General features: G+C 63.2%; 20 protein-coding genes. 13 read left to right on the top strand and 7 right to left on the bottom strand.

Annotated features, from left to right (window positions below; all coding sequences use genetic code 11):
* Positions 1 to 62: 62 nt before the first annotated feature.
* Genes B0H98_RS08895 through etfB form a run of 3 tightly spaced genes read left to right on the top strand, consistent with a single transcriptional unit; the run spans position 63 to position 4,172 of the window.
* Positions 63 to 2,084 (top strand): (Fe-S)-binding protein, encoded by a 2,022-nt coding sequence (locus B0H98_RS08895; protein WP_106374713.1) that lies wholly within the window; start codon positions 63 to 65, stop codon positions 2,082 to 2,084.
* Positions 2,081 to 3,361, top strand: a complete 1,281-nt coding sequence (gene etfA / locus B0H98_RS08890) for an electron transfer flavoprotein subunit alpha (RefSeq protein ID WP_106374712.1) — start codon at positions 2,081 to 2,083, stop codon at positions 3,359 to 3,361. The genes B0H98_RS08895 and etfA overlap by 4 nt, the downstream gene beginning before the upstream one ends.
* A complete protein-coding gene (gene etfB / locus B0H98_RS08885) occupies positions 3,351 to 4,172 on the top strand; it encodes an electron transfer flavoprotein subunit beta (protein ID WP_106374711.1) in 822 nt (273 codons plus the stop codon). Before etfA ends, etfB begins: the two co-directional genes overlap by 11 nt.
* Positions 4,173 to 4,232: 60 nt before the next feature.
* Here etfB and B0H98_RS08880 read toward each other — a convergent pair whose 3' ends face one another.
* From B0H98_RS08880 to B0H98_RS08870, 3 genes are all read right to left on the bottom strand, one after another.
* Positions 4,233 to 5,120, bottom strand: coding sequence for a DMT family transporter (locus B0H98_RS08880; RefSeq protein WP_106374710.1), 888 nt, complete (start codon positions 5,118 to 5,120; stop codon positions 4,233 to 4,235).
* 102 nt (positions 5,121 to 5,222) lie between these two features.
* A complete protein-coding gene (locus B0H98_RS08875) occupies positions 5,223 to 6,974 on the bottom strand; it encodes a sodium:solute symporter family protein (RefSeq protein ID WP_106374709.1) in 1,752 nt (583 codons plus the stop codon).
* 191 nt (positions 6,975 to 7,165) lie between these two features.
* Positions 7,166 to 8,743 carry a BCCT family transporter gene (locus B0H98_RS08870; RefSeq protein WP_106374708.1) on the bottom strand — a complete coding sequence of 526 codons (1,578 nt, stop codon included), beginning with the start codon at positions 8,741 to 8,743 and terminating at the stop codon, positions 7,166 to 7,168.
* Positions 8,744 to 8,955: 212 nt separating this feature from the next.
* Between B0H98_RS08870 and B0H98_RS08865 the strand changes: the two genes are divergently transcribed.
* Complete coding sequence (locus tag B0H98_RS08865) at positions 8,956 to 9,189, top strand: hypothetical protein (protein WP_106374707.1); 234 nt, start codon at positions 8,956 to 8,958, stop codon at positions 9,187 to 9,189.
* 63 nt (positions 9,190 to 9,252) lie between these two features.
* On the opposite strand, the gene B0H98_RS08860 is transcribed toward B0H98_RS08865, so the two are convergent.
* Entirely contained in the window at positions 9,253 to 10,539 is a 1,287-nt protein-coding gene (locus B0H98_RS08860; RefSeq protein WP_106374706.1) for an aromatic ring-hydroxylating oxygenase subunit alpha, read from the bottom strand.
* Positions 10,540 to 10,906: 367 nt separating this feature from the next.
* Between B0H98_RS08860 and B0H98_RS08855 the strand changes: the two genes are divergently transcribed.
* Complete coding sequence (locus B0H98_RS08855) at positions 10,907 to 12,013, top strand: FAD-binding oxidoreductase (protein ID WP_106374705.1); 1,107 nt, start codon at positions 10,907 to 10,909, stop codon at positions 12,011 to 12,013.
* A gap of 128 nt (positions 12,014 to 12,141) precedes the next feature.
* On the opposite strand, the gene fdhA is transcribed toward B0H98_RS08855, so the two are convergent.
* Positions 12,142 to 13,329 carry a formaldehyde dehydrogenase, glutathione-independent gene (gene fdhA / locus B0H98_RS08850; protein WP_106374704.1) on the bottom strand — a complete coding sequence of 396 codons (1,188 nt, stop codon included), beginning with the start codon at positions 13,327 to 13,329 and terminating at the stop codon, positions 12,142 to 12,144.
* 440 nt (positions 13,330 to 13,769) lie between these two features.
* Here fdhA and glyA point away from each other — a divergent pair, with 440 nt between their 5' ends.
* From glyA to B0H98_RS08810, 8 genes are all read left to right on the top strand, one after another.
* Entirely contained in the window at positions 13,770 to 15,101 is a 1,332-nt protein-coding gene (gene glyA / locus B0H98_RS08845) for a serine hydroxymethyltransferase (RefSeq protein WP_106374703.1), read from the top strand.
* Between the two features lie 48 nt (positions 15,102 to 15,149).
* Positions 15,150 to 16,400 (top strand): sarcosine oxidase subunit beta family protein, encoded by a 1,251-nt coding sequence (locus B0H98_RS08840; protein WP_106374702.1) that lies wholly within the window; start codon positions 15,150 to 15,152, stop codon positions 16,398 to 16,400.
* A gap of 12 nt (positions 16,401 to 16,412) precedes the next feature.
* Positions 16,413 to 16,802 (top strand): sarcosine oxidase subunit delta, encoded by a 390-nt coding sequence (locus tag B0H98_RS08835; protein ID WP_106374701.1) that lies wholly within the window; start codon positions 16,413 to 16,415, stop codon positions 16,800 to 16,802.
* Positions 16,799 to 19,840 (top strand): sarcosine oxidase subunit alpha family protein, encoded by a 3,042-nt coding sequence (locus B0H98_RS08830; protein ID WP_106374700.1) that lies wholly within the window; start codon positions 16,799 to 16,801, stop codon positions 19,838 to 19,840. Before B0H98_RS08835 ends, B0H98_RS08830 begins: the two co-directional genes overlap by 4 nt.
* Complete coding sequence (locus B0H98_RS08825) at positions 19,833 to 20,471, top strand: sarcosine oxidase subunit gamma (protein ID WP_106374699.1); 639 nt, start codon at positions 19,833 to 19,835, stop codon at positions 20,469 to 20,471. The genes B0H98_RS08830 and B0H98_RS08825 overlap by 8 nt, the downstream gene beginning before the upstream one ends.
* 63 nt (positions 20,472 to 20,534) lie before the next feature.
* The gene (gene purU / locus B0H98_RS08820) at positions 20,535 to 21,401 is read left to right on the top strand and encodes a formyltetrahydrofolate deformylase (protein ID WP_106374698.1); all 867 of its coding nucleotides are present in this window, start codon (positions 20,535 to 20,537) and stop codon (positions 21,399 to 21,401) included.
* 143 nt (positions 21,402 to 21,544) lie between these two features.
* Complete coding sequence (locus tag B0H98_RS08815) at positions 21,545 to 22,927, top strand: L-serine ammonia-lyase (RefSeq protein ID WP_106374697.1); 1,383 nt, start codon at positions 21,545 to 21,547, stop codon at positions 22,925 to 22,927.
* Positions 22,928 to 23,185: 258 nt separating this feature from the next.
* Positions 23,186 to 23,887, top strand: a complete 702-nt coding sequence (locus tag B0H98_RS08810) for a protein kinase family protein (protein WP_106374696.1) — start codon at positions 23,186 to 23,188, stop codon at positions 23,885 to 23,887.
* A gap of 61 nt (positions 23,888 to 23,948) precedes the next feature.
* Here the strand turns inward: B0H98_RS08810 and B0H98_RS08805 are convergent, their stop codons facing one another.
* Both B0H98_RS08805 and pcaF read right to left on the bottom strand, forming a co-directional pair.
* The gene (locus B0H98_RS08805; protein WP_106374695.1) at positions 23,949 to 24,740 is read right to left on the bottom strand and encodes an alpha/beta fold hydrolase; all 792 of its coding nucleotides are present in this window, start codon (positions 24,738 to 24,740) and stop codon (positions 23,949 to 23,951) included.
* Positions 24,741 to 24,750: 10 nt separating this feature from the next.
* The gene (pcaF, locus tag B0H98_RS08800) at positions 24,751 to 25,953 is read right to left on the bottom strand and encodes a 3-oxoadipyl-CoA thiolase (protein WP_106374694.1); all 1,203 of its coding nucleotides are present in this window, start codon (positions 25,951 to 25,953) and stop codon (positions 24,751 to 24,753) included.
* Between the last annotated feature and the right edge of the window lie 7 nt (positions 25,954 to 25,960).

The following is a 25,960-nucleotide window of genomic DNA, read 5'->3' as shown; positions in this document are numbered from 1 at the left end:
CGTCATGGGCCTCCCGGCTCATGACGTTTTGTACTTACGGTGTCTCTGAGAGGAGAGACGCCATGCTCGATACCCTTCTGCCGATATTGCTGTTTTCTGCGCTTGCGCTTGCCGCCATCGGGGCCGTGCGCCGGGTGCGCCTGTGGCGTCAGGGGCGCCCCTCTTCCGTTCCCGTGATCAAAGGGTTGATGCAGGTTCCCCGGCGCTACCTGGTGGATCTGCACCACGTCGTCGAGCGGGACAAGTACATCTCCCATACCCACGTGGCCACCGCCGGCGGCTTCGTGCTGGCCGCGTTGCTTGCCATCGTGGTTCACGGCCTTGGCCTGGACAGCGCCATTCTTGCCTGGGTACTGCTGGCCGCCACCACCAGCATGTTCATCGGCAGCCTGCTGGTCGCCAAACGGCGCAGCCCGCCCCCTTCACGGCTCTCCAAGGGCCCGTGGATGCGCCTGCCCAAGAGCCTGATGGCGTTCTCGATCGGCATGTTCGTGGTCACCCTGCCGACCGCCGGTATTCTACCGGAGGGCGTTTTTCAGAGCGGCGTGGGCTGGTTCGCGGCCTTGGTGCTTGCCGCGGTCATCGTCTGGGGGCTGGGGGAGATGTTCTTCGGCATGACCTGGGGCGGGCCGATGAAGCACGCCTTTGCAGGTGCGCTGCATCTGGCCTTTCACCGCCGCCCGGAGCGCTTTTCCGACGCCACGGGCGGGGAGCACCGCTCCACCGGCCTGAAAGCACTGAAACTCGACGATGAAAGCGCCAAGCTCGGCGTGGAAAAGCCCGCCGACTTCACCTGGAACCAGCTGCTGGGGTTCGACGCCTGCGTCCAGTGCGGGCGCTGCGAAGCCATGTGCCCGGCGTTTGCCGCCGGCCAGCCGCTCAACCCGAAAAAGCTGATTCAGGACATGGTGGTCGGCATGGCTGGCGGCAGCGATGCCCACTACGCAGGCTCCCCCTACCCCGGCAAGCCGGTGGGCGAGCATAAAGGCGACCCGCACGGGCCAATCGTTGCCCGCGAAGGCACCACGCTGGTGGATGCCGAAACGCTCTGGTCCTGCACGACGTGCCGCGCCTGCGTGGAAGAGTGTCCGATGATGATCGAACACGTCGATGCCATCGTCGACATGCGCCGCTTCCTGACGCTTGAGCACGGCAACACGCCCAACAAGGGTGCTGAGGTGCTGGACAACCTGATTGCCACGGACAACCCCGGCGGCTTTGATCCGGATTCACGCCTGCACTGGGCGGCGGATTTGAACCTGCCGTTGATGTCGGACAAGAAAGAGGCCGAGGTGCTTTTATGGCTGGGCGACGGCGTGTTCGACATGCGCAACCAGCGCACCCTGCGCGCCTTTATCAGCGTGCTGCGCGCCGCCCAGGTGGACTTTGCGGTACTCGGCACCGAGGAGCGCGACAGCGGCGACGTGGCGCGACGCCTGGGCGATGAAGCCACCTTCCAGAGCCTGGCCCGACGCAATATCCAGACACTTTCCCGGTACCGTTTCTCGCGCATCGTCACCTGCGACCCGCACAGCTTCCACGTGCTGAAAAACGAGTACGGGGAGCTTGGAACGCCACAGACGCCCGCTGATTATCATGTGCAGCATCACAGCACCTACATCAACGAGCTGGTGGTCGCGGGCAGGCTCACCTTCAAGGCCTGGAAAGGCGGCAGCGTGACCTATCACGACCCTTGCTATCTCGGCCGTTACAACGGCGAGTACGAGGCCCCGAGGGATGTGCTCCGGGCGCTCGGCATCGAGGTCAAGGAGATGGCTCGCTCCGGCTATCGCTCGCGCTGTTGCGGCGGCGGTGGCGGCGCGCCGATCACCGATATCCCCGGCAAGCAGCGAATTCCCGACATGCGCATGGAAGACGTACGTGAAACCGGCGCGGATCTCGTGGCGGTAGGTTGCCCGCAGTGTACCGCCATGCTCGAAGGCGTGGTGGAGCCCCGCGCCGCGATCAAGGATATCGCCGAGCTGGTGGCCGATGCGCTGATCATCGAAACGGCCGCCGAAAAGTCACCCCAACGTCAGGAAGCGCCGGCAACGCCGCGCCCCGCCCTGGAGGTAACGCCATGAGTGATCTGATTCGCCGCGATCCGCGCAGGGAGTGGATCATTCGTAACCGCCTGCACCCGCAGCATCAGGACATGCTGGCCGAACTCGGCGGCGGTGCCCAGACCAGCGAGTGGATGGGCCCCCACGGCGTGATGCGCAAGAACCCTCACGCGGTCGGCTTTACCGGCCCCAACGGCATTCGCCGTATCGACAGAAGCGGTGCCCAGCAGGCCGCCCAGGCCCCGGGGCGCAGCGCTGAAACCAAGGATGCACGCCAGCGTATCACCATCGACACCCCGGACTTCATGGTCGCGGTGGTACCGGACATGGTCGGCGGGCGCCTGTCAGCCCACGACCGCGACCTGCTGGGCCTGGCCCGTCAACTGGCCGATGCCGACCCGAGCCAGCCCGGCGCGGTACTCGCCGTGGTGTTCGGCGAGCACAAGGAAACCGCCTTCGATGAGGCGGGGATCGACCGGCTGCTGCATGTGGAAGGCGAGCGCTTCTCGGGCTACCTGCCGGAGCTCAAGGTGGCCACGCTGCAGGGCGTGGAGCGTGAAATCGCGCCGCGCTACTGGCTGCTGCCCGATTCCAACCTCGGCGGCGGCGAGCTGGGCCGGCGCCTGGCCGCACGGCTTGGCGAGCGCCCGGCGGCGCAGGTCTGGCAGGTGGAAACCGCAAGCGACAGCCCCACCGGCTGGCGCTGTACCGCCCGCGGCGCCGCTGGCCGCGACGATATCACTCGCGCTCTGCCCCGCGTGGTGCTGGCGCTGGCCGAATGCGCCGACCCGGTGAGCGAAACCCGCCACGCCTGTGATCCCGTCACGCTTGCCCAAGGGCTGCCCGATATACTCGGGCGTATCGAAGACCTGGGCGAAGTCGCGGTGGATCCGGCCAGCGTTGCGCTTGCCGAAGCCGAATTCATTCTTTCCGCTGGCAACGGTGTGAAAGAGTGGGACAGCTACCACCACGCCGCCGAGGTGCTCGGCGCCACCAAGGGGGCTTCTCGCGTGGCGGTGGACGACGGCTACATGCCCCGCGACCGCCAGGTGGGCGCCACCGGCACCTGGGTCTCCGCCCGCGTCTACGTGGCAGTGGGCATCTCCGGCGCCATCCAGCACCTTCAAGGCATTCAGAGCTGCGACAAGGTCGTGGCCATCAACCTCGATGAGGGCTGCGACATGGTCAAGCGCGCCGATCTGGCCGTGATCGGCGATGCCAGCGCGGTGCTTGCCGCACTGGTGAAACGCGTCGAGCAGTACCGCTTTGAGCAGCAGGAGAACCGTGATGCCGCATGATGTGAGTAACCGTGCCAAGTCAGCAACGCCTGACGGCCTGAACGTGGCCGTGCTGGTCTCCATCGGCCGCCACCCGCTGACCGCACGCACGCGCCGCGCCGACCAGGACGCCCGCGCGGTGGAAATGGCCCTGACCCTGGAAGGCGCCTCGGTCAGCCTGCTGCACGCCGGCCAACACGAGCGCGAGCACGAAGAGGCCCTGCGCGGCTATCTGGGCATGGGTATCGATAGCGTCAACCTGATCCAGCAGCGCCCCCAGGCCGACGTGGTGCCGGCGCTGGCGGACGCACTGCGTGAAGGCGCCCCGCAGCTGGTGCTTACCGGCACGCGGGCGGAAACCCATGAAGCCTCTGGCGTACTGCCTTACCTGCTGGCCGAAGCGCTGGGCTGGCCAATCATTACCGGCCTTGCAGCGGTCGAGAAAGTCGAACAGGGCATGGCCACGGTGCTGCAGGCCCTGCCCCGGGGCAAGCGCCGGCGCCTGCGCATTCGCCTGCCGGCAATTGCTACCGTGGACACCAGTGCCCCCGCCGCGCGCCAGAGCGCCTTCGGCCCGGCCAAACGGGGTGCGCTTGAACCCCTGGATGCAACAAGCGAAGTCGACGAAGCGCTCGCGGCGTGGCAGGTTCAGCCGGCGCGCAAACGGCCCAAGCGCCTCAAGATCGTCAAGTCCTCCTCGGCGCGCGACCGCTTCAAGGCCGCCGCTGCCAAGGCCGACGGCGGCGGTGGACAGACGCTTTCTGACGTCACCCCGGAACAGGGTGCCGAGGCGATCTTCAAGCTGCTCAAGGAGGAGGGGGTACTGCGTTAGGTACGAATTACGTCTGGTGATGTTGCTTTTCAGCCCGCCTGACCGGCGGGCCTTCTTTTACTATTTTCCTATAATCCCCGGATAGAGCCGCAGACGCTGTCTTTCCCGGTGCAGGCCGATCCCCGCGTGCACCACCAGCACGGTGATGACCACCGCCCCGCCCGCCAGGGTCGAGGCGGTCGGCTCCTCGCCCAGCCACCACCACACCCAGAGCGTGCCCAGCGCGGTTTCCACCAGATAGAAAAGCGCCACTTCCGTCGAAGGCAGATAGCGCGTGGCGCTGTTGATCAGCACGGTTGCCAGCGGCATCTGGACAAGCCCCATCACGGCCAGCACCCCGTAACGCGGGGCGTCCAGCGCAAAGGGTGAAGCCAGCGGGAGCGCAATGGCCGCTGACAATAGCCCGCCCCCGGCAAGCACCGCAATGCGGTCGATATTCGGATAGCGGCGCAGCACCGTCAGGTTGCCGCCGATCGCCAGCGCCGCGGCCAGCGCATACAGGTTGCCCACGAGCATCCCCGCAGCGCCCTCGCCCAGAAAGACCAGGCCCATGCCCAGCATGCAAAGTGCAATCGCCACCAGGGTGCGCAGCGCGACACGCTCGCCCAGAAATATCCGCGAAAACAGCGCGGCGAACAAAGGCGCGGTGCTCAGAATCACCACCACGTTGGCCACACTGGCGTTCATCACCGCCAGCACGAACAGCGCCGAAATCAGCCCCAGCAGAATCGCCGAGGCCAGCGACGCGCAAGGATGAACGCGCAGTGACGCCAGCCGATTGCCCACCAGGCACAAAATCCCCAGCACGCTGAACATCAGAAAACCGCGCCAGAACACGACGGTAAATCCATCCGTGTCCGCCAGACGAATCAGCAGCCCGTCGAAGCTCAGAAACACCACGCCCAGCACCACCATCAGCAGGCCACGCTGGTAAGCACTCAACACCATGCGGTTGACTCCCGGTTGAGGTTGGCAGAAAACATAACCGCCCGCCGAAGGCGAGCGGTTAAGCGTAGCAGCTGAGCAAAGGCTCACTGCCAGTGCATCGAGTTATCGGCTATGCGACACGGTCATCCGCGCAGTGGAAGCCTTTTGCTGGCCGGGGCGGGCCACCCAGAACCCCACCGCCCCAGCCATCAACAGCATGCAGCCACAACCAATGGCCAAGACGTAACCGCCCTGCACTGCCCCGGCGGCCACGCTGAACTGCGCGGCCAACCCATCAAGCGTGACTGCGTACTGACGCCACAGGAATACCCCGATGGCCACACCGGAGAGCATGGTGCAAAACGCGATCAGACGCGTGCCCGTTACCCAGCCGGCCACCGCCTCGGCATCGAAGGTATGCAGAAACGCCCGGTACGCCTGCTCGGCTTGGGTCACGCGGGTGACGCGGGAGGCCAGCACAATCGCGACCAGCGCCATCAGCGTGCTCAGCAGCACCGGGTGCAGGTAGACCGGCAGGCTCAGCCACTCGGCTTGAATCATCAGCGAAATGGCGACGTTGCCGGCAAAACCTACCGCCAGCCCCCAGCCTGCACCCGCCGCGGTAATGCGGCGGCTCCAGATGCTCATCAGCGCCACCGGGCCCCAGGAGGAGGCAAACAGCGTGGCTGCAAACCATACCACCGACATCACCGCCGGCGGCTGGAAGAGCGCCAGCAGCAGCGCTACCAGGCCCGCGCCCAGCACCGCCAGCCGGCTCTTGCGCATCGCCGAAGCGTCATCTTTCGAGGCGGCCAGGATGTCGTTGGAAAGGCTGAAGCCGATGATCGACAGAAACGTCGAACACGACGATAGCCCGGCGGCGAAGACGCCGGTCAGAATCACCACGCCAAGCCAGGTCGGCAGCACGTTGAGCGCCACCCAGATCATCGAGCGCTCCGGGTCGAGCCCCGCATCGTATAGGTTGATCGCCGCGCCGGTCATCATCATCAGCGCATAGAAGATCGCCAGCGCCACGGCGGTCAGCATGGCCGAGCGCATCACCACGTGCTCGTTGCGCGCCATCAGGTAGCGGCTTGACTGCCAGGGGCTGGCGGCCAGCACCGCTGCCCACACCAAGCCAAGCGTCAGCCCCCAGGTCAGCGCTTCACCCGGCGAAGAGAAGCTCGCCTCGGGGCCTTCCAGCACGCCGTGCCACAGCGCGATGCCGGGTTTGTCGGTCTGGGTCAGAAGCCCTTCCACGACCCCGCTCCAGCCGCCGAGATCCTGAATCACGTAGAGCGAACCCCCGAGGGCCGCCAGCGAGAAGATCACGAACATGATGGTGTCGGTAAGCATGACGCCGGGCGACCCCGAGTAAAGGATGAAGCCGGTGTAAGTCGCCCATACCAGCACCAGACCCACCCAGTAGGGCATGCCGGTCAGCTCGGAGAACATGATGCCGGCCCCCTGCATCACGCCCAGAAGATACGCGCCCAGGCCGATGATGGTGGTCAGCCCGGCGATCATCTGTACCCGGCGCGAGGCAAAGCGCTTGCCAAAGAATTCCGGCACGGTGCGCGCCCCGCTGCGGCGCAGGTAGCGCCCGAACACCAGCGCCCCCAGCAGACAGCCCGAGGTGCTGACCGCAGCAAAAATCAGCATCACGAATGGATACCCCTGATAGGCAAAGCCGGTTTCGCCGAGAAAGGCGCTGGTGCTCAGGTAACTCGCTACCAGCGTGCCCAGAATGAAGAAGGTGGGCGCATTGCGCCCGGCCACCAGATAGTCGTCCAGCCCCTTGACGCGCCGCCCGGCCAGATGCCCGATAACGAAGTAGCCAATCAGGCTCAGCAGTATTGCGATGGTGTAAATCATTGAAATAGCCGTGAAGTTATTGATGTTATGTAGCCATGATGGTGTATAGCCATCGTATGTAGGTATCGTGCAGCGCTTTAACAGTACACTCATTGCTGTTAGCGCCAGAAATGGCGGAAATTACGACACGGCATCCATAAACTCAAAAGGGCGCCCTTCAGTGGCGCCCTCCTTGAATCCCCAAGCCTGGTTTATCGGGCCATTCTGGGCAGCGCGTTTTGTTCGCGCCACTCCCGGTGAAGCCCCTTGTAAAGGCTGAAGCACATCAGCAGCAGCACCAGCGTGAAGGGCAGCCCCGTGGCCACAGCTCCGGCCTGCAAGGCGCTTAACGCGGTACTGCCCCCGCCGTAAAGCAGTACACCGGCAATCACCCCTTCAAGCGCCGCCCAGAACACCCGCTGGCCCTTGGGCGCGTCGGTCTTGCCGCCGGCGGTAATGCTGTCGATTACCAGCGACCCGGAGTCCGAGGAGGTAATGAAGAATACCAGCACCAGCACGATGGCAAGCGTCGAGGTGATACCGGTCAAGGGCAGCTGTTCGAGCATGTGGAACATGGCAAGCGAAACATCAGAAATGCCGTTGGCAAGCTCTCCCACGCCGTTTTCCGCCTGGAACAGCGCCGTGCCGCCAAACGCGCTCATCCATACCAGGGTGACCAGAGTGGGCACCAGCAGCACCGCGATCAGGAACTCGCGCACCGTGCGCCCCCGGGATACGCGGGCAATGAACATGCCCACGAAGGGCGACCAGGAGATCCACCACGCCCAGTAGAAGATGGTCCAGCCGTGATACCAGGTGTCGTCATCGCGGCCGACCCAGTTCGACAGCGGCAGCAGGTGGCTGGCGTAGTCGACCGCCGTGGTGCCGATGCCCGTCAGGATCGCAAGCGTCGGGCCGGCGGCGATCACGAAGATCAAAAGGATGGCGGCGATTACCATGTTGATGTTCGAGAAAAGCTTCACCCCGCCATCGAGCCCGCGCCAGACCGAAATCAGCGCGATCACCGTGACCACCACGATGATGGCGAGCTGCGTGCCGATGGTATTGGGCGTGCCGAACAGGTACGCCATGCCGCTGGCCGCCTGGGTGGCGCCGAAGCCAAGCGACGTCGCCAAGCCGAAGATGGTCGCCAGCACCGCGAGAATATCGATGATGTGCCCCGCCCAGCCGCGGGTACGCTCGCCCAGAATCGGGTAGAACGCCGAGCGTAGCGTCAGCGGCAGCCCCCGGTTATAGGCAAAAAACGCCAGCGACAGCCCGACCACGGCGTAGATCGCCCAGGGGTGCAGCCCCCAGTGGAACATGGTCGCGCCCATCGCCGCGCTCGCGCCTTCCGGCGTATTGGCGGGCGTGTTCAGGGGCGTGCCGTACCAGTCGGTGTAGTAGGCCACTGGCTCCGCCACGCTCCAGAACATCAGCCCGATGCCCATACCGGCGGCAAACAGCATGGCAAACCAGGAGGTGCGCGAGTACTCGGGCCTGGCCGTGCTTCCACCCAGGCGTATCCGCCCGACCGGCAGGCAGATCAGCGCCAGGCAGAACACCACGAAGATATTGCCGGCGATCATGAACAGCCAGTCGAAGTGCTCGATCGACCAGTTCTTGGCCAGGCCCAGCTGCGTATTGGCCGCATCCGGGTAGACCAGCGCATAGAGAATGAACAGCAGAATGGCGAGTGCGGAGAGTGGAAAGACGGGGTTATGAAAATCCAGCCCCATGACCTGCTTGTTATCCTGACCGGGGGTCAGGATAGGATCCTCGTGGTCCATAGGTTGTCCTCATTGTTTTTTTATTGGCCGCGGTGCGCCAGGGCGGCGGATACGGCCCTTGGAATTCTTGGACGAGACGCCACTGTGCAGTTGTTTAAAACCGACCTTCACATAGCTAAAGCCGCTTAAGCCGCTCTGTTTTTAACGCGCGACAGGTACACTGAACGTTCAACGACTAGATCACTCAACGACTCTGTAAGGAGAGTGCCGTCATGATGATTGTCGAGCTGATTGATGGTGATGATTTCCGGGCGCGGCTGAGCGCACTGGGTGTCGATATTCCAGAAGATGCCGACCCCGAAACGAGTGCGAGAATCGCCGCCGAGACCCACCGGGTGCAGGCCGTGGAAGGGCTGCCGGAAACGGTGCGCGAGCTGATGAATCAAAGGGATATTCTGCTGCCTGCCGTACGTCAGGCGATCGAGCGCTTTCTGCCCGTGGAGTAACCGTCAACCACCTTTACAAGGCGGCTGGCTGGCCCAGGCAGGGCCAGCCAGCCTTTTGCGTGCCTAGCCTTTTGCCAGCTGCAGCGAGACGCTGTCGCCGCTCAGGTTTTGCAGCATGCGCTCGGCGTACCAGTCGATGAAGTCGATCACACCGAACTCGTAGGTTTCCGAGTAAGGGCCGGGCTGGTAGGCCTTGGAGTTGATGCCGCGCTGGTTCTCTTCGGCAAGCTTTCGATCCTGATCGTTGGTGGCATCCCACACCCGGCGCATGTTTTCCGGATCGTAATCCACGCCTTCGACCGCGTCCTTGTGCACCAGCCACTTGGTGGTGACCATGGTCTGCTGCGGACCAAGCGGCAGCACGCGGAACACGATGGAGTGGTCGCCCATGAAGTGGTTCCAGGAATTGGGCAGGTGCAGAATGCGCAGCGAGCCCATGTCCGGGCTGGTCAACCGGCCCATCAACTTGTTGCAGGCGGGCTTTCCGTCCATGGTCATCGAGACCACGCCATCCAGCAGCGGGGTGCGGGTAATACGGTTACGCTTGCCGAAGCGCTTGAGCTGCCAGGGCACCTGTTCACCGTTCCAGTCCGACTGCTTGCGGGCCACCAGGTCCTTGTACTTGTCCGTTGCGCGCGGATCTTCGGTGTCATCGAACTCCATCAGCGAGTTGAGAAGCTCCGGGTGCGAGCCGTTGCAGTGGTAGCACTCGCGGTTGTTCTCGATGACCAGCTTCCAGTTGGCCTGCTCGACGATGCTCGACTCCACGGCCACCTTGACGTTATCCATCTGGTAGGGCTCGAGGTAGTGCTCGAGCGTGACCAGGAAGTCGTCGATGGCTGGCGGGTTCTCGCTCAGGTTGATGAACATGAAACCACCGGCAGTGCGCACACTCACCGGCTTCAGGCCGAACTGGTCGAGATCGAAACTGGTGCCCATGTCGCTGCCGGCAAACAGCAGACGCCCGTCGAGCTCGTAGGTCCACTGGTGGTAGGGGCACACGAGCTTGGCCACCTTGCCCTTGTGGGTAGTGCAAAGCCGTGAACCGCGGTGGCGGCAGACGTTATGGAAGGCGTGGATCTGGCCTTCACCGCCACGCACGATCACGATGGGGTTGTCGCCAATCTCCAGGGTCATGAAGTTGCCCTTGGCGGGTATCTCGCAGCTCATGCCCGCAAAGAGCCACTCCTTTTCGAAGATTTCCTGCATATCCAGCGCGAAAAGCCGTGCATCGTTGTAGAACGGCTGAGGCAGAGAATAGGTGCGCGCCCGGGACTCAAGCATTTCGACCGTCGCTTCACGCATGGCGGCCAGGGGGTCGTTGAGCGTGTAATCCATTGTCTTGTTCATACCAGATATCCTTTTAAACGCCGCCGCCCTTATCCAGGGTGGCGACAGAGTCGTTAACCAAACGTGATTGTCTTGTTGTTGAGTTGCGTAACCTGGCGATTGTCTAGGACGCGCAGCGCTTGCTACTGGTTGTTGGATTGTGGTGCAGGGCTTTTAGGGTCAATTATCTACCCACGACACTATGTAGCGTGGCGACGACGAGAAACGAGATTTTCGCGGCGTCGACGGTGAAGCAAGGTAAGTGCGTGTCGCTGACAGGCAAGCTGGCCCTAAAGCGCGTACCCAGAATGCAGGTTAATGGTGCTGGACCGTGCAGAAGGACGGGCCGGTGAAGGCAACGCGATAGCACGGCCATATCGAGACAATCATGACAATGAACTTCTTCAACCCCGTCACGACCCAGACCTGGACCAACGGCCGTCACCATGTGCGGTGCGTCAAGATCATTCAGGAAACCTGGGACGTTCGCACCTTCTGTTTCATGGCTGAACAGCCGGTAATGTTCTTCTTCAAGCCGGGCCAGTTCGTGACCCTGGAGCTCGAGATCGACGGCCAGCCGATCATGCGCTCCTATACGATTTCAAGCTCCCCCTCCGTGCCTTACAGCTTTTCCATCACGGTCAAGCAGGTGCCGGGCGGCCAGGTTTCCAATTGGCTGCATGCCAACCTCAAGGTGGGCGACGAGCTGGTGGTTCACGGGCCGGTGGGCAACTTCAACTCCATCGACTTTCCCGCCGAGAAGGTACTGTTTCTCTCCGGCGGCGTGGGCATTACGCCGCTGATGTCGATGACGCGCTGGTTCTTTGATACCAACGCCAACGTGGACGTCGAATTCATCCACAGCGCCCGTGCGCCGCGCGATGTGATCTATCACCGCGAGCTTGTGCACATGTTCTCGCGTATCCCCGAGTTCAAGCTGCATATCGTGTGTGAAAAGAAAGACGATATCGGGGAAGCGTGGGCGGGCTATCGCGGTTATCTGACCCAGCCCATGCTTGAGCTGATGGCGCCGGACTTCCTTGAACGGGAAATATTCTGCTGTGGTCCGACACCTTACATGAACGCCATCAAGGCAATTTTGCGCGCCAACAACTACGACATGGATCATTACCATGAAGAGTCGTTTGGCGCGACGCCGATGGACGTTCAGGAAGATGTCCTGGAGCTTGCCGAGCAGGCCGAAGTGGAAGCCGAACAGGCCGAACCCGAAGAGTTGATCAACATCGAGTTCGCCCAATCCAACAAGAGTGTGCGCATCCAGCCCGGTGAAACGGTGCACGCCGCAGCGGCGAAGCTTGGCCTGCATATTCCCAAGGCCTGCGGCATGGGCATCTGCGGCACCTGCCGGGTAGAGCTTAAATCCGGCGAGGTAGAAATGGAGCACAACGGCGGTATCACCGAGGAAGATATCGAAGAGGGGTACATTCTTTCCTGCTGCAGCCGCCCGAAAGGCAATCTGGTGGTAGATTTCTAGCCCGACAACCACCACCACTGGCGCGACGAAAGACGGCGACCGGTCTGCCCCGGTCGCCGTCTTTTTTGGACACAAAAAAAACGCCCATGGCCTGCGCCATGAGCGTTTCGGATCGTCTGCGCGGCTGATCAGGCGGCGCCGAGAAGTCCATGCGGATCGAGCACGAACTTGCTCGCCACGCCCGCATCGAACTGCTCGTAGCCCTTGGGCGCGTCTTCCAGCGAGATCACCTGGGCATTGACGATCTCGGCGATGTTCAGGCGCCCGTGCAGAATGGCCTGCATCAGCTGGCGATTGTACTGCACCACCGGCGTCTGGCCGGTATGGAAGGAGAGTCCCTTGGCCCAGCCCTGGCCAAAACGCAGGCTCAGGCTTCCGGTTTGCGCGGCTTTTTCCGTCGCGCCCGGATCTTCGGTCACATAAAGCCCCGGAATGCCGATGGAGCCGCCTTCGCGGGTCACTTCCATCATCTGGTTGAGCACCACCGCCGGCTGCTCCTTGCCGCCATGACCGATTGCTTCAAAACCGACCGCATCGATGGCGCTGTCCACGCTCGGCTCACCCACCACCGCGGCAATCATTTCGCCCAGGCGGTCGTGCTTGCTCAGATCGATCGGCACGAAGCCCATCTTGCGGGCGTGCTCCAGGCGCGCCTGATTGAAGTCGCCGATCATGACCACCGCCGCGCCCAGAAGACGTGCGGAAGCAGCCGCTGCCAGGCCTACTGGTCCCGCGCCTGCTACGTACACGGTGGAACCTGCACCCACGCCAGCCTTCAGCGCGCCGTGGAAGCCGGTCGGGAGGATATCGCTGAGCATGGTCAGATCGCGGATCTGAGTCATGGCCTGATCGCGGTCCGGAAACTTCAGCAGGTTGAAGTCGGCGTAGGGCACCATCACGTAGTGCGCCTGCCCGCCCACCCAGCCGCCCATGTCCACGTAACCGTAGGCGCCGCCGGCGCGGTCGTCGTTGACGTGCAGGCAAAGGCCGGTATGCCCCTCCTTGCAGGTACGGCAGCGCCCGCAGGCCACGTTGAACGGCACGGAGACGATGTCGCCGATACTCAGAAACTCGACACCCTTGCCCTTCTCGATCACTTCACCGGTGATCTCGTGACCCAGCACCATGCCGGTAGGCGCCGTGGTGCGGCCGCGCACCATGTGCTGGTCGGAGCCGCAGATGTTGGTAGAGACCACCTTGAGAATGACGCCGTGATCAATGGGCTTGCCATTGGGCGTTTCCATTTTCGGGTAGGCGATATCCTGAACTTCGACCTTACCGTCGCCGATATAAACAACACCACGATTGTTGGACATGCAGAATCCTCTCTTCCGGGCGCGGGCGCCGTCTCGAAAAGCGCTCTTGAGAAGTGGCTTCGAAGAGCGTCTCGATCACGGCGACAGCGTCGTTATTATTGAATCGCGTTTGAATCGAGCTGGCGTATTTGAAACGTCTGCAAGAGACGCCTGTTGATCCGCAGGCCAACTAAAGACATCAACCTGTTGCCGCAGCATGGCCCACCCGGAGAGGGCGCAATTACTCATAAACGACGTCGAACAACAGCTGGGCGACGCCTTGTTGAACCCCGTGAAAAAATCGACGCCGATGTCGCAAATACGCCGAGCGGTGACGTCGGCAAGCATCTTGGGGGGAAGCCCCGGCGATACTATCGCGGCAGGATAGCGTTTACCGGTGTTGCAATGACCGACGCTAACAGACTCTCAGACCGAACAAAGCGACTAGCCCGGAGCACCCGATGTCACATAACAATTTTCTCTCTGATGCCCGCTTGGCCCACTACGACACAGCCCTTGCCTCGGCCATTGCTGAAGAGACAGCGCGCCAGGAAGCCCACATCGAACTGATTGCTTCCGAAAACTATACCAGCAAGCTGGTGATGGAAGCCCAGGGCACCCAGTTGACCAACAAGTACGCCGAAGGCTACCCGGGCAAGCGCTATTACGGCGGTTGCGAGTTCGTCGACAAGGTCGAGGCGCTTGCCATCGAGCGGGCCTGCAGCCTGTTCGGCGCCAACTACGCCAACGTACAGCCCCACTCCGGCGCCCAGGCGAATGCCGCGGTGTTCATGGCACTGGTCAGCCCCGGCGACACCATTCTGGGCATGAGCCTGGCCCACGGCGGCCACCTGACCCACGGTGCGGCGCCCAACTTCTCCGGCAAGCACTACAACGCTATCCAGTACGGACTGGTCGAGGGCACCGGCGAGATCGACTACGACGAGGTCGAGCGCCTGGCCCGCGAGCACAAGCCGAAAATGATCATTGCCGGTTTCTCGGCCTATTCCCGCGTGGTCGACTGGCGCCGTTTCCGCTCCATCGCCGATGAGGTGGGCGCTTACCTGATGGTCGACATGGCCCACGTGGCAGGCCTGGTCGCCGCCGGCCTCTACCCGAGCCCGCTGCCCCACGCCCACGTGGTGACCACGACCACGCACAAGACACTGCGCGGCCCGCGTGGCGGTCTGATTCTCTCCGCCGATGGCGACGAGACCCTTTACAAGAAGCTCAACGGCGCGGTGTTCCCGGGCCAGCAGGGTGGCCCGCTCATGCACGTGATCGCGGCCAAGGCGGTGGCGTTCAAGGAAGCGATGAATCAGGACTTCGTCAACTATCAGCGTCAGGTCATCACCAATGCCCAGGCCATGGCCCGCGTCTTCGTCGAGCGTGGTTTTGACGTCGTCTCCGGCGGTACCGACGACCACCTGTTCCTGGTCTCCCTGATCAAGCAGGGCGTGACCGGTAAGGACGCCGACGCCGCACTTGGGCGCGCGCATATCACGGTCAACAAGAACAGCGTACCCAACGACCCGCAAAGCCCGTTCGTGACCTCGGGTCTGCGTATCGGCACCCCGGCGGTGACCACTCGCGGCATGAACGAGGACGACTGCGAACAGCTGGCCGGCTGGATCTGCGACATTCTCGATGCGCTGGCCGACCAGAAAGACACCACCGAGGTGGAGAACCGGGTACGCGACAACGTCAGTGAACTGTGCGCCCGCCACCCGGTGTACGGCCAGGCCCAATCCCAGAGCGAGCAGGTCGCTGAAAGCGCCACCTCCGTCGCGTAACGATCAGCCGCTACCGGGCTCCCTCGGAGTCGATTCAGGAGAGATTTCATGCAACGTTATTCCGGCTTCGGACTGGTCAAACATGCGCTCGGTCACCACGAGAACTGGGAGCGCCAGTGGCGCAATCCCACCCCCAAGAAGCGCTACGACGTCATCATCGTGGGCGGCGGCGGCCACGGCTTGGCCACCGCCTACTATCTGGCCAAGGAGTTCGGCGTCAAGAACGTCGCCGTGGTCGAAAAGGGCTGGCTGGGCGGCGGCAACACCGCGCGTAACACCACCATCGTGCGCTCCAACTACCTGTGGGACGAGGCCGCCAGGCTCTACAACCACTCGCTGGATCTGTGGAAGGGTCTTTCCCAGGATTTGAACTACAACGTCATGTTCTCCCAGCGCGGCGTGCTGAACCTTGGCCACACCCTGCAGGACATGCGCGATATTCAGCGCCGCGTTCACGCCAACCGCTTGAACGGCATCGACAGTGAAGTGGTCACCCCGGGGCAGATCAAGGAGATCGAGCCCGAGCTTGATATCTCAAGCCGCGCGCGCTATCCGATCATGGGCGCTTCCTGGCAGAAGAGTGCCGGTGTGGCCCGCCACGACGCGGTGGCCTGGGGCTATGCCCGTGGCGCCGACGCCCTCGGCGTCGACCTTCTGCAGAATACCGAGGTCACCGGCTTCAAGATCCTCGACGGCAAGGTGCTGGGTGTGCACACCAACCGCGGCGATATCGAAGCCAACACCGTGGGCTGCGTGGCCGCAGGCAACTCCGGGGTGCTTGCCAACATGGCTGGCATCCGGCTTCCGCTGGAATCTCACCCGCTGCAGGCGCTGGTGTCCGAGCCGCTCAAGCCGGTGCTCAACACCGTCACCATGTCCAACCACGTGCACGGCTACGTGAGCCAGTCCGACAAGGGCGACCTGGTCATCGGCGCCGGTATCGATGGCTACGTCGGCTACGGCCAGCGCGGCAGCTACCCGACCATCGAACACACCCTTCAGGCCATCGTCGAAATGTTCCCGATGTTCTCGCGGGTGCGCATGAACCGCCAGTGGGGCGGCATCGTGGATACCTGCCCGGACGCCTGCCCGATTCTTTCGAAGACGAAGGTCAAGGGCCTTTATTTCAACTGCGGCTGGGGCACCGGTGGCTTCAAGGCCACCCCCGGTTCCGGCCACGTGTTTGCCGCAAGCCTTGCCAAGGGTGAAATGCATCCCATCGCTGCGCCTTTTTCCATCGACCGTTTCCATACCGGCGCGCTGATCGATGAACACGGCGCCGCTGGCGTAGCGCACTGAGGAGAGCCCGACATGTTTCATATCTTCTGCCCCTACTGCCAGGAGCACCGCGAGGAAGAGGAATTTCACGCTCGCGGCCAGGCCCACCTGATGCGCCCTGCTGACCCGGACAATACCAGCGACGAGGAGTGGGGCGACTACCTGTTCTTTCGCAACAACCCGCGCGGTATTCACCACGAGATGTGGGTTCATTCGGTGGGCTGTCGCAAGTTTTTCAACATCACCCGCAACACGGTGACCTACGACATTCTCGAGACCTACCCCATGGGAGAGCAGCCGACCATCACGGCCGACTCGGAAAAGCTACGCAAGGAGCAAGGCGTACAAACCGCCGACGGCGGCTGGCAGACCGTGGGCGCCCAGCCCGAATCCAAGGCACTGAACGAGGAGACCTCGTCATGACCCAGTCCAATCGTATTGATGCCGGCGGGCGTGTCGATCGCTCGCAGGTGCTCGAGTTCACCTTCAACGGCCAGCGCTATCAGGGCTTCAAGGGCGATACCCTGGCCTCGGCGCTGCTCGCCAACGGCGTGAACATCGTCAACCGTAGCTTCAAGTACTCACGCGCCCGCGGCATCGTCGCCGCCGGGGCCGAAGAGCCCAATGCCGTGGTGCAGCTGGGTGCCCGCGCCGACACCCAGGTGCCCAACGTCCGCGCGACCCAGCAGGGGCTTTACAACGGCCTGGTCGCGCGCAGCACCAACGGCTGGCCCAACGTCCAGCGCGATGTGATGAGCTGGGTGGGCCGCCTGGGGGGTGGCTTCATGCCGCCGGGGTTCTACTACAAGACCTTCATGGCGCCGGCCTCGATGTGGATGACCTATGAAAAGTACATCCGCATGGGCGCGGGCCTTGGCCGCGCCCCGACCGAGTCCGACCCGGATATCTACGATCACATGCACCACCACTGCGATGTGATGGTGATTGGCGCAGGCCCGGCAGGACTTGCCGCAGCGCTGGCCGCAGCGCGTGCCGGGGCGCGGGTGATTCTCTGCGACGAGCAGGAAGAGATGGGCGGCTCGCTTCTTGATAGCCGCGAGACCCTGGACGGCGTTGCCGCCACGCGCTGGGTCGAGCAGACGCTCAAGGAGCTTGCGGGCCTTGCCAATGTCACACTGCTGCCGCGCACCACCGCCAACGGCTATCACGACCACAATTTCGTCACCCTGCACGAGCGGCGCACCGAACACCTGGCCGATACCGCCCGCGCGGCGGGCTTTTCGGGGCAGTCCCGGGCGCGGCTGCACCGCGTACGCGCAGGCCAGGTGGTACTTGCCAGCGGCACCCACGAGCGCCCGCTCGTTTACGCCAATAACGACCTGCCCGGCAATATGCTCGCCGGTGCCGTCTCCAACTACATCCGCCGTTATGCAGTGGTGCCCGGTAACCGCCTGGTGCTCTCTACCAGCAACGACCACGCCTACCGCGCCGCGCTTGACTGGCAGGAAGCCGGACGCAAGGTGGTGGCGATCGTCGATGCGCGCGCCAACCCGGACGGCGACCTGGTGCGTCAGGCCCGTGACAGCGGCATTCGCGTGATTACCAATAGCGCCGTCATCGAGGCACGCGGCCATCAGCGCGTCACCGGCGCCCGCGTCTCCGCCGTCGACCTCGAGCGCTTCGTGGTCACCGGCAAGGTTGATGAGCTCGAGTGCGACACCATCGCCACCTCCGGCGGCTACAGCCCGGTGGTGCACCTCTCATCGCACACCGGCACACGCCCGCAGTGGGATGAAGCGCTTTTGGGCTTCGTGCCCGGCAAGGTCAAGGGCATGATCTCGGCGGGCGGGGTGGCCGGCCAGTTTGATCTGGGTGAAACGCTCGCTGACGGCGCCCGTGCGGGCCGTCAGGCCGCACAGGAACGCGGCTTTTCCGGCGCGCAGGATATCGCCCTGCCCGCCACTCGCACGCGGCGTGAATCTCCGGCCTGTGCGCTCTACCAGGTGCCTCATGAAAAGAGCGCCCTGCGTGCGCCCAAGCAGTTCGTCGATCTGCAAAACGATGTGACCGCCGCGGGCATCGAAGTCGCCACGCGGGAAGGCTTCGAGTCCATCGAGCACGTCAAGCGCTACACCGCGCTTGGCTTTGGAACCGACCAGGGCAAGCTTGGCAACATCAACGGCATGGCCATCGCCGCGCGCTGCCTGGACCGCTCGATTCCCGAAGTCGGCACCACGGTCTTTCGCCCCAACTACACGCCGGTCACCTTCGGCGCCATAGTCGGCCGCCACTGTGGCGAGTTGTTCGACCCGAAACGCTACACCGCGCTGCATCAGTGGCATGTGGAAAACGGCGCCGAATTCGAGGACGTGGGCCAGTGGAAGCGTCCCTGGTATTTTCCCCGGACGGTGAACGGCAAGAAAGAGACCCTGCATGAAGCGGTCAACCGCGAGTGCCTGGCGGTACGCGAAGGCGTGGGCATTCTCGATGCCTCGACACTTGGCAAGATCGACATTCAGGGTCCGGACGCCCGCGAGTTCCTGGGCCGTGTCTACACCAACAAGTGGGCCCAGCTGGCGCCCGGGCGCGTACGCTACGGGCTGATGTGTAAAGACGACGGCATGCTGATGGACGACGGCACTACCAGCTGCCTGGGTGATAACCACTTTTTGATGACCACCACCACCGGCGGCGCGGCAGGCGTGCTCGAGTGGCTGGAGCTTTGGCACCAGACCGAGTGGCCGGAGCTTCAGGTCTACTTCAACTCCGTGACCGACCACTGGGCAACCATGACCGTCACCGGCCCGGACGCGCGCAAGCTGTTGTCCGAGCTGACCGACATGGACCTCGATCGCGAGAGCTTCAAGTTCATGGACTGGCGCGACGCGACCGTCGCCGAGGTGCCGGCACGCATCTTCCGTATCTCGTTCACCGGCGAGCTGGCCTTCGAGATTAACGTGCAGGCCAACTACGCCCTGCACGTCTGGAAGAAGCTCTTCGAGCACGGCGAGAAGTACAACCTCACGCCCTACGGCACCGAAACCATGCACGTGCTGCGTGCCGAAAAGGGCCTGATCATCGTCGGCCAGGACACCGACGGTTCGGTGACACCGGAAGATCTCGGCATGCAGTGGGCGATCGGCTACGACAAGCCCTTCCCCTGGATCGGCAAGCGCGCCCTCAGCCGCCCGGATACGCTGCGCGGCGACCGCAAGCAGTTCGTCGGCCTGAAGCCGAAAGACCCGAATGTCGTGCTGGAAGAGGGCGCGCAGATCGTCTTCGACGGCAAGCAGTCGATTCCCATGGACATGAAGGGCCACGTGACCTCGAGCTACTACAGCGCATCACTCAAGCACGGCTTTGCGCTGGCGGTGGTCATGGGGGGCCGCGACCGGATGGGCCAGACCGTCTACATCCCCATGACCGATGGCACGGTCTACGAGGCCGAAATCGTAAGCCCCGTCTTCATCGACCCGAAAGGAGAGCGCCAGCATGTCTAACGTGCGAGAGTTCAACACCGTGCCTGAGGGCAATCCGCAGGTCGAATCCCCCCTGGCGTGGAGCTATCGCCAGCACCCGGTACCGGGTGCTGGCAGCCAGCGCGCCGGCGTCACCCTGCGTGAAAAGGCCCTGCTGGGCCATCTGGTACTGCGCGGCGGGGCGATCGTGCTGGATGAAGCGGTGCGCCAGGTGCTGGACATGAACCTGCCGGCCAAGCCCAACGCGCTTGTCTTCGATGACAGCGGCGAGCGCTCGATTCAATGGCTCTCCCCGGACGAGTGGCTCCTCATCGTGCCCGGTGGCGAGGAGTGCACGCTCGAGCACGCGCTGCGCGAGGCGCTTGGTGACGCTCACTTCAGCATCGTCAACGCCAGCGGCGGTCAGACCGTGCTCAGCTTGAGCGGCGAGAACGCCCGCGAGGTGCTGATGAAGTCGATCTCCTACGACGTGCACCCCAGCGCCTTCCCGGTAGGCAAGGGGGTGACCACGGTGTTCGCCAAGGCCAGTGTGGTTCTGCGCCGCCCGTCCGAGGCCGAGTGGGAGCTGGTCGTGCGCCGCAGCTTCGCCGACTACTGCTACCGCTGGCTGCTCGACGCATCAAGCGAGTACGGCGTCGATCTACAACAATAAACCCACAGGCCGGTACGGCCGGCCTGCCCTGACTGCTGACCCAGCCGATGAAAGAGACGCGCCATGAGCCGAATGACGGATACCTGGATACTTGCCGCCCAATGCCCCAGCATTCTGGGCACGGTGGATGTGGTGACTCGCTTCTTGAAAGAGCAGCACTGCTACATTACCGAACTCAGCTCGTTCGATGACCGGCTGGGCGAGCGCTTCTTCATCCGGGCGGAGTTCCGCCCCGAGCGCGAGGCGTTCGACGAGCAGGCGTTTCAGAACGATTTTCAGCCGCGGGCGGACGAGTTCGACATGACCTTCGAGCTGACCGCGCCGGCCAAGCGCACGGGGGCGGTGATTCTCGTCTCCAAGGCGGATCACTGTCTGAACGATCTGCTCTACCGCTACCGCACCGGGCAGCTGCCGCTGGATATCAAGGCGATCATCTCCAACCATCCGGACCTTGAATCCCTGGCGAGCTGGCACGATCTGCCTTACCATCATCTACCGATCACCCCCGATACCAAGGCCGAGCAGGAAGCCCAGGTGCTCGATATCATCGAGGAAACCGGGGCGGAGCTGGTGATCCTGGCGCGCTACATGCAGGTACTGTCGCCGCGCATGTGCGAGCTTCTGGACGGGCGGGCGATCAATATTCACCACTCGCTGCTGCCCGGTTTCAAGGGCGCAAAACCCTATCACCAGGCCTACGAGAAAGGCGTGAAGCTCGTGGGTGCCACGGCGCACTACATCAACAACGACCTCGACGAAGGGCCGATCATCGCCCAGGGGGTCGAGCCGGTCGATCACGCCCACTACCCGGAAGATCTGGTGGCCAAGGGGCGCGATATCGAGTGCCTGACGCTCGCCCGGGCCATTGGCTATCATCTCGAGCGTCGCGTGTTCTTGCACAACGGTCGCACGGTGGTGTTCGGCAACTAGCCTTGCGGGTTAACGTATACCCACTATCAGCAGAACAATAATCAAGTCTGCTCACTGTCTGGCGCGACGGGCGGCATCAATCCGCGTTTATCCTGTCCAACGTCCGGTGAGCCGGCTTTTTATTTCCAGTTCAGAGGTCTTCCATGCCCATCAGTGTCTTCGACCTTTTCAAGATCGGCGTCGGGCCGTCCAGCTCGCACACGGTCGGCCCCATGATGGCCGCCTTCAAGTTCACGGCGGCCCTGCGGGACAAGCAGGTGCTTGGCCAGGCAAGCCGCCTGGAAGTGCATCTGTACGGCTCGCTCTCGGCCACCGGTATCGGGCATGGAACCGACCACGCCATCATCATGGGCCTGCTCGGCGAACGCCCTGATGCGATCGACCCATCGATCATCACCCCCGAGATCGCCACGCTGAAGGAGACCCGACGGCTGGCGCTCGATCGTCAGGTGGATATCGAGTTCGTCTGGGAACGGGACATGATCTTTCACGAAGAGAGCCTGCCCCATCACCCCAATGCCATGAAGCTCTGCGCCTTCGATCAAGACGGCCGTGCGCTGCTGGAGAACACCTACTACTCGGTGGGCGGCGGCTTCGTGGTCGACCAGAGCCAGGTGGATGCCAAGCTCGAGGACATGGACACCGCCAAGATCCCCTTCGATTTCAACTCCGCCGAAGAGCTGCTGGCGATCTGCAAGCGCGAGAACATGAGCATCAGCCAGCTGATGCTGGAAAACGAGAAGACCTGGCGCGGCGAGCAGGAGGTCCGGAATGAGCTCTGGCGCATCTGGCAGGTCATGTGCGAGTGCATCGACAACGGCCTGACCCATGAAGGCGTGCTGCCCGGCGGGCTCAACGTCAAGCGCCGGGCACGCCAGCTTCACCAGCGTCTGATTGCGGCCGAGCAGAACACCTGCCTGATTGCCACGACCTTTTCCGCCATGGAGTGGGTCAATATCTTCGCGCTGGCCGTGAACGAGGAGAACGCCGCCGGCGGGCGCATGGTCACCGCACCCACCAACGGGGCCGCGGGCATCATTCCCGCCGTGCTGCACTACTACATGAAGTTCCAGGACGGTGCCTGCGAGCGCAACGTGGTGGATTTCCTGCTGGCGGCGGGCGCCATCGGCATCCTGTGCAAGAAGAACGCCTCCATCTCCGGCGCGGAAGTGGGTTGTCAGGGCGAGGTGGGCTCCGCCTGCGCCATGGCCGCAGCGGGCCTGGCCGAGGTCATGGGAGCAACGCCTGAGCAGGTGGAAAACGCCGCGGAGATCGGCCTTGAGCACAACCTTGGGCTGACCTGCGACCCGGTGGGAGGGCTGGTTCAAGTGCCCTGCATCGAGCGCAACGCGATTGCCACCATCAAGGCGATCAACGCCGCCCAGATGGCCCTGCGCGGCGACGGCACCCACTTCATCTCGCTCGACAAGGTGATCCGCACCATGCGTGACACCGGCCGCGACATGCTCGACAAGTACAAGGAGACCTCCAAGGGGGGGTTGGCGGTGAATGCCATCGAGTGTTGAGGCAAGAACCGAGTACCGCCTTTCTACAAAAAGCCCAGGCCTTGCCTGGGCTTTTTGCTGCTGGCGTTTTACACAGACAAGCCGCCGGGCCGCTGGTGAAAATTCTTGATATTAGCAGTATAACTATTACGCTATGGTGTCAGTATTTGTGAATTCCCCGCCTTTTGAAACCCACATTGACACTGTGGCAACGCATTGACGTATCGACGTCGATGCTGCCAAGGGCCAGCACCATAAGGTGACTCGTAAGGTTTCCCCATGTTAAAAAAGCTACAGCGCTTTCGCTTCTCTCAACAGCCTTGCTGGTACCTGGTGCATGGTGGCCCGGCTGCCCCGTCTTTAAGCCTGGAAGAACTGGAGCCGCTGCCCGAGCTTGATCGTCAAAGCAGCAGCCACTTCTACTTCCAGGCGCAAACCAGCACCCTTTTTAAACTGGTACGCGACAAGTACTCGCCCAGAGAGGATTTCTGGCGCTGGCTGGGACGCGATATCATCTCCAAGCGCCTGACGGGTTCCTATGATGCGTATAAAGAGTTCACCAGCCGCCGTATCCTCGAAGGACTGGGGCAAAATACCGTAGCGGTGCGCTGCTACGGCGTGGCACTCAATTTTTTGAACCCGCTAGGGTCGCTTTATGCGATGGAGCGGCTGGATAACTGCGTGACGGGTCATACCTATTTTGAAAGGCTGGATGAAGCGCGTCGTTCAACGTTCATCGACACCCTGAGCGCGCAGGTGACCGAACTGGCCCAGGCCGGCTACTACCACCGCGACCTGCACCTGGATAACCTGCTGGTGGACCATCAGCAGCGTCTCATCTGGATCGACACCCACGTCAAGGCGCTCCCTGCGTCCGCCAAGAAACGTCAGGCGCTTCTGGACAACATGCTGACCAACAGTCGAATCGATGGCTCTGGCTATCGTGAGCAGCTGCGTGCAAGGCTCGCGCCCTATTTTTAACCTGGGCTTTTAAACCTGGGCAACGCTGGCTTTATCCGCCCTGGCCCCTATAGGGTCAGGGCTAACGCCAGGCGCCCAGCACCTCCTTCAGATGTTTCACCATTTGTTCTGGCGATTCTACTGATGGCACATGCCCCACGCCATCAAGCACCTCCAGTGACGCACCGCCAAGCTCATCCGACAGCGCTTTCAGCGTCGCGGGCGGCGTGGCGAGGTCCTCACTGCCGCCGATCAGCTGCACCTTGACGCCCTTGCCGGAAAGCTTCCCGGTGAAGGTATCGCGGCCGAGCATCTCGCACAGCTGGGCGTAGGATTCGTCGTCGCCGCGGCCCATCTGCACGCACCACCCCGCCTTCAGCGCCGGGTTCGCCTCAAAGGTAGCGGGGGCAAACCAGCGCGGCACGATCTCCTGGGACATCGCCGCAAGGCCTTCCTGGCGCACCCGCGCAGCGCGGGTATTCCAGAGCTCGGGATTGCCGATGACCGCGCCGGTATTGGTGAGCGTGGCCGACAGTAGCCGGTCGTTGTGCGCCTCGATCAACTGCTGACCGATCACTCCGCCGATGGACGTGCCCACAAAGTGAAAGTGTGCGTCGCCGGCCTGAGCCACCAGCGCCAGCGCCTCATTGGCGAGATCCGCCGGCGTGACGCGCTCGCCGCTCACGCCCTGGCTTGCGCCGTGACCGGGCAGATCCCAGGTCAGCACACGATAGCGCGGCAAGAGTGCCGGGATGACGTCGTCCCACACCGCCTGGCTCATGCCCAGCGGGTGCGCCAGCACCACCAGCGGGCTGGTGTGCGCGCCGAGCAGCCGGTAAGCCACGCTGCGGCCATTGATCTCCAGAAACGTCATGCAACCTCCGTCAGGCGCGTTCGATCAGCGTGGCGATGCCTTGTCCCACACCCACGCACATGGTGCACAGGGCGTAGCGCTTACCGCTTTGCTGCAGCTCATGAGCGGCGGTCAGCAGCAGCCGCGCACCGGACATGCCGAGCGGATGGCCGAGCGCAATCGCGCCGCCGTTGGGGTTGACCCGCGGGTCGTCATCCGCAAGCCCCAGGTCGCGCATGCAGGCGAGCGCCTGAGCAGCGAAGGCTTCATTGAACTCGAACACGTCGATATCATCGAGGGCGACCCCGGTACGCTCGAGCAGCTTCTTCACCGCCGGCACCGGGCCATAACCCATGATGCGCGGCTCGACCCCGGCCGTGGCCATGCCGATGATCTTCGCCATCGGCGTCAGGCCGTGGCGCTTCACCGCCTCCTCGTTTGCCACCAGCATGGCGGCAGCGCCGTCGTTGACGCCGGAGGCGTTGCCGGCGGTCACGCTGCCGCCGTCACGAAAGGGCGTCGGCAGGCTGGCAAGTTTCTCGAGCGAGGTTTCCCGCGGGTGCTCGTCGGTATCGAACACCAGCGGCTCCTGCTTGCGGCGCGGAATCTCGATGGCGGTGATCTCACGCGTAAAGCGCCCGGCTTTTTGCGCAGCGGCGGCCTTCTGCTGGGAGCGCAGCGCAAAGGCGTCCTGGTCTTCGCGGGAGATATTGAACTGCTCGGCGACGTTTTCCGCGGTCTCCGGCATGGAGTCGATGCCGAAGGACTTTTTCATGGCCGGATTGACGAAGCGCCAGCCGATGGTGGTGTCCTCGATCTTCTGGCCGCGGGAGAAGGCGCTGTCGGCCTTGCCCATGACATAAGGCGCGCGGGACATCGACTCCACGCCGCCGGCCAGGGCGAGGGCCATTTCGCCCGCCTTGATGGCGCGAAACGCGGTGCCCACCGCGTCCATGCCCGAGCCGCACAGGCGGTTCATGGTGGTGCCGGGCACGCTGGTGGGAATGCCCGCCAAAAGCGACGCCATGCGCGCCACGTTGCGGTTGTCCTCACCGGCCTGATTGGCACAGCCCATGAAGACCTCTTCGATGGCGGCCGGGTCGAGATTCGCCGCTTCATCGAGTACGGCCTTGAAAATCGTCGCGGCCATATCGTCCGGGCGAACGGCGGCCAGCGTGCCACCAAAGCGGCCTACCGCCGTACGACGGGGGTGGCATAGATAAACGTCGGTCATCATCAAC

Source organism: Vreelandella songnenensis (assembly GCF_003002925.1).
Classification (GTDB): domain Bacteria; phylum Pseudomonadota; class Gammaproteobacteria; order Pseudomonadales; family Halomonadaceae; genus Vreelandella; species Vreelandella songnenensis.
This window is presented reverse-complemented; position numbering and strand designations above follow the sequence as displayed.

What these genes read in the sequence shown, in the direction of transcription:
- B0H98_RS08870 (WP_106374708.1), bottom strand. Translation starts at nt 8,743, where the DNA reads ATGGACCACGAGGATCCTATCCTGACCCCCGGTCAGGATAACAAGCAG.
- glyA (WP_106374703.1), top strand. Translation starts at nt 13,770, where the DNA reads ATGTCACATAACAATTTTCTCTCTGATGCCCGCTTGGCCCACTACGAC.
- B0H98_RS08815 (WP_106374697.1), top strand. Translation starts at nt 21,545, where the DNA reads ATGCCCATCAGTGTCTTCGACCTTTTCAAGATCGGCGTCGGGCCGTCC.
- etfB (WP_106374711.1), top strand. Translation starts at nt 3,351, where the DNA reads ATGCCGCATGATGTGAGTAACCGTGCCAAGTCAGCAACGCCTGACGGC.
- B0H98_RS08855 (WP_106374705.1), top strand. Translation starts at nt 10,907, where the DNA reads ATGACAATGAACTTCTTCAACCCCGTCACGACCCAGACCTGGACCAAC.
- B0H98_RS08875 (WP_106374709.1), bottom strand. Translation starts at nt 6,974, where the DNA reads ATGATTTACACCATCGCAATACTGCTGAGCCTGATTGGCTACTTCGTT.
- B0H98_RS08830 (WP_106374700.1), top strand. Translation starts at nt 16,799, where the DNA reads ATGACCCAGTCCAATCGTATTGATGCCGGCGGGCGTGTCGATCGCTCG.
- B0H98_RS08825 (WP_106374699.1), top strand. Translation starts at nt 19,833, where the DNA reads ATGTCTAACGTGCGAGAGTTCAACACCGTGCCTGAGGGCAATCCGCAG.
- fdhA (WP_106374704.1), bottom strand. Translation starts at nt 13,329, where the DNA reads ATGTCCAACAATCGTGGTGTTGTTTATATCGGCGACGGTAAGGTCGAA.
- B0H98_RS08810 (WP_106374696.1), top strand. Translation starts at nt 23,186, where the DNA reads ATGTTAAAAAAGCTACAGCGCTTTCGCTTCTCTCAACAGCCTTGCTGG.
- B0H98_RS08835 (WP_106374701.1), top strand. Translation starts at nt 16,413, where the DNA reads ATGTTTCATATCTTCTGCCCCTACTGCCAGGAGCACCGCGAGGAAGAG.
- etfA (WP_106374712.1), top strand. Translation starts at nt 2,081, where the DNA reads ATGAGTGATCTGATTCGCCGCGATCCGCGCAGGGAGTGGATCATTCGT.
- B0H98_RS08880 (WP_106374710.1), bottom strand. Translation starts at nt 5,120, where the DNA reads ATGGTGTTGAGTGCTTACCAGCGTGGCCTGCTGATGGTGGTGCTGGGC.
- B0H98_RS08840 (WP_106374702.1), top strand. Translation starts at nt 15,150, where the DNA reads ATGCAACGTTATTCCGGCTTCGGACTGGTCAAACATGCGCTCGGTCAC.
- B0H98_RS08805 (WP_106374695.1), bottom strand. Translation starts at nt 24,740, where the DNA reads ATGACGTTTCTGGAGATCAATGGCCGCAGCGTGGCTTACCGGCTGCTC.
- B0H98_RS08865 (WP_106374707.1), top strand. Translation starts at nt 8,956, where the DNA reads ATGATGATTGTCGAGCTGATTGATGGTGATGATTTCCGGGCGCGGCTG.
- pcaF (WP_106374694.1), bottom strand. Translation starts at nt 25,953, where the DNA reads ATGACCGACGTTTATCTATGCCACCCCCGTCGTACGGCGGTAGGCCGC.
- B0H98_RS08895 (WP_106374713.1), top strand. Translation starts at nt 63, where the DNA reads ATGCTCGATACCCTTCTGCCGATATTGCTGTTTTCTGCGCTTGCGCTT.
- purU (WP_106374698.1), top strand. Translation starts at nt 20,535, where the DNA reads ATGAGCCGAATGACGGATACCTGGATACTTGCCGCCCAATGCCCCAGC.
- B0H98_RS08860 (WP_106374706.1), bottom strand. Translation starts at nt 10,539, where the DNA reads ATGAACAAGACAATGGATTACACGCTCAACGACCCCCTGGCCGCCATG.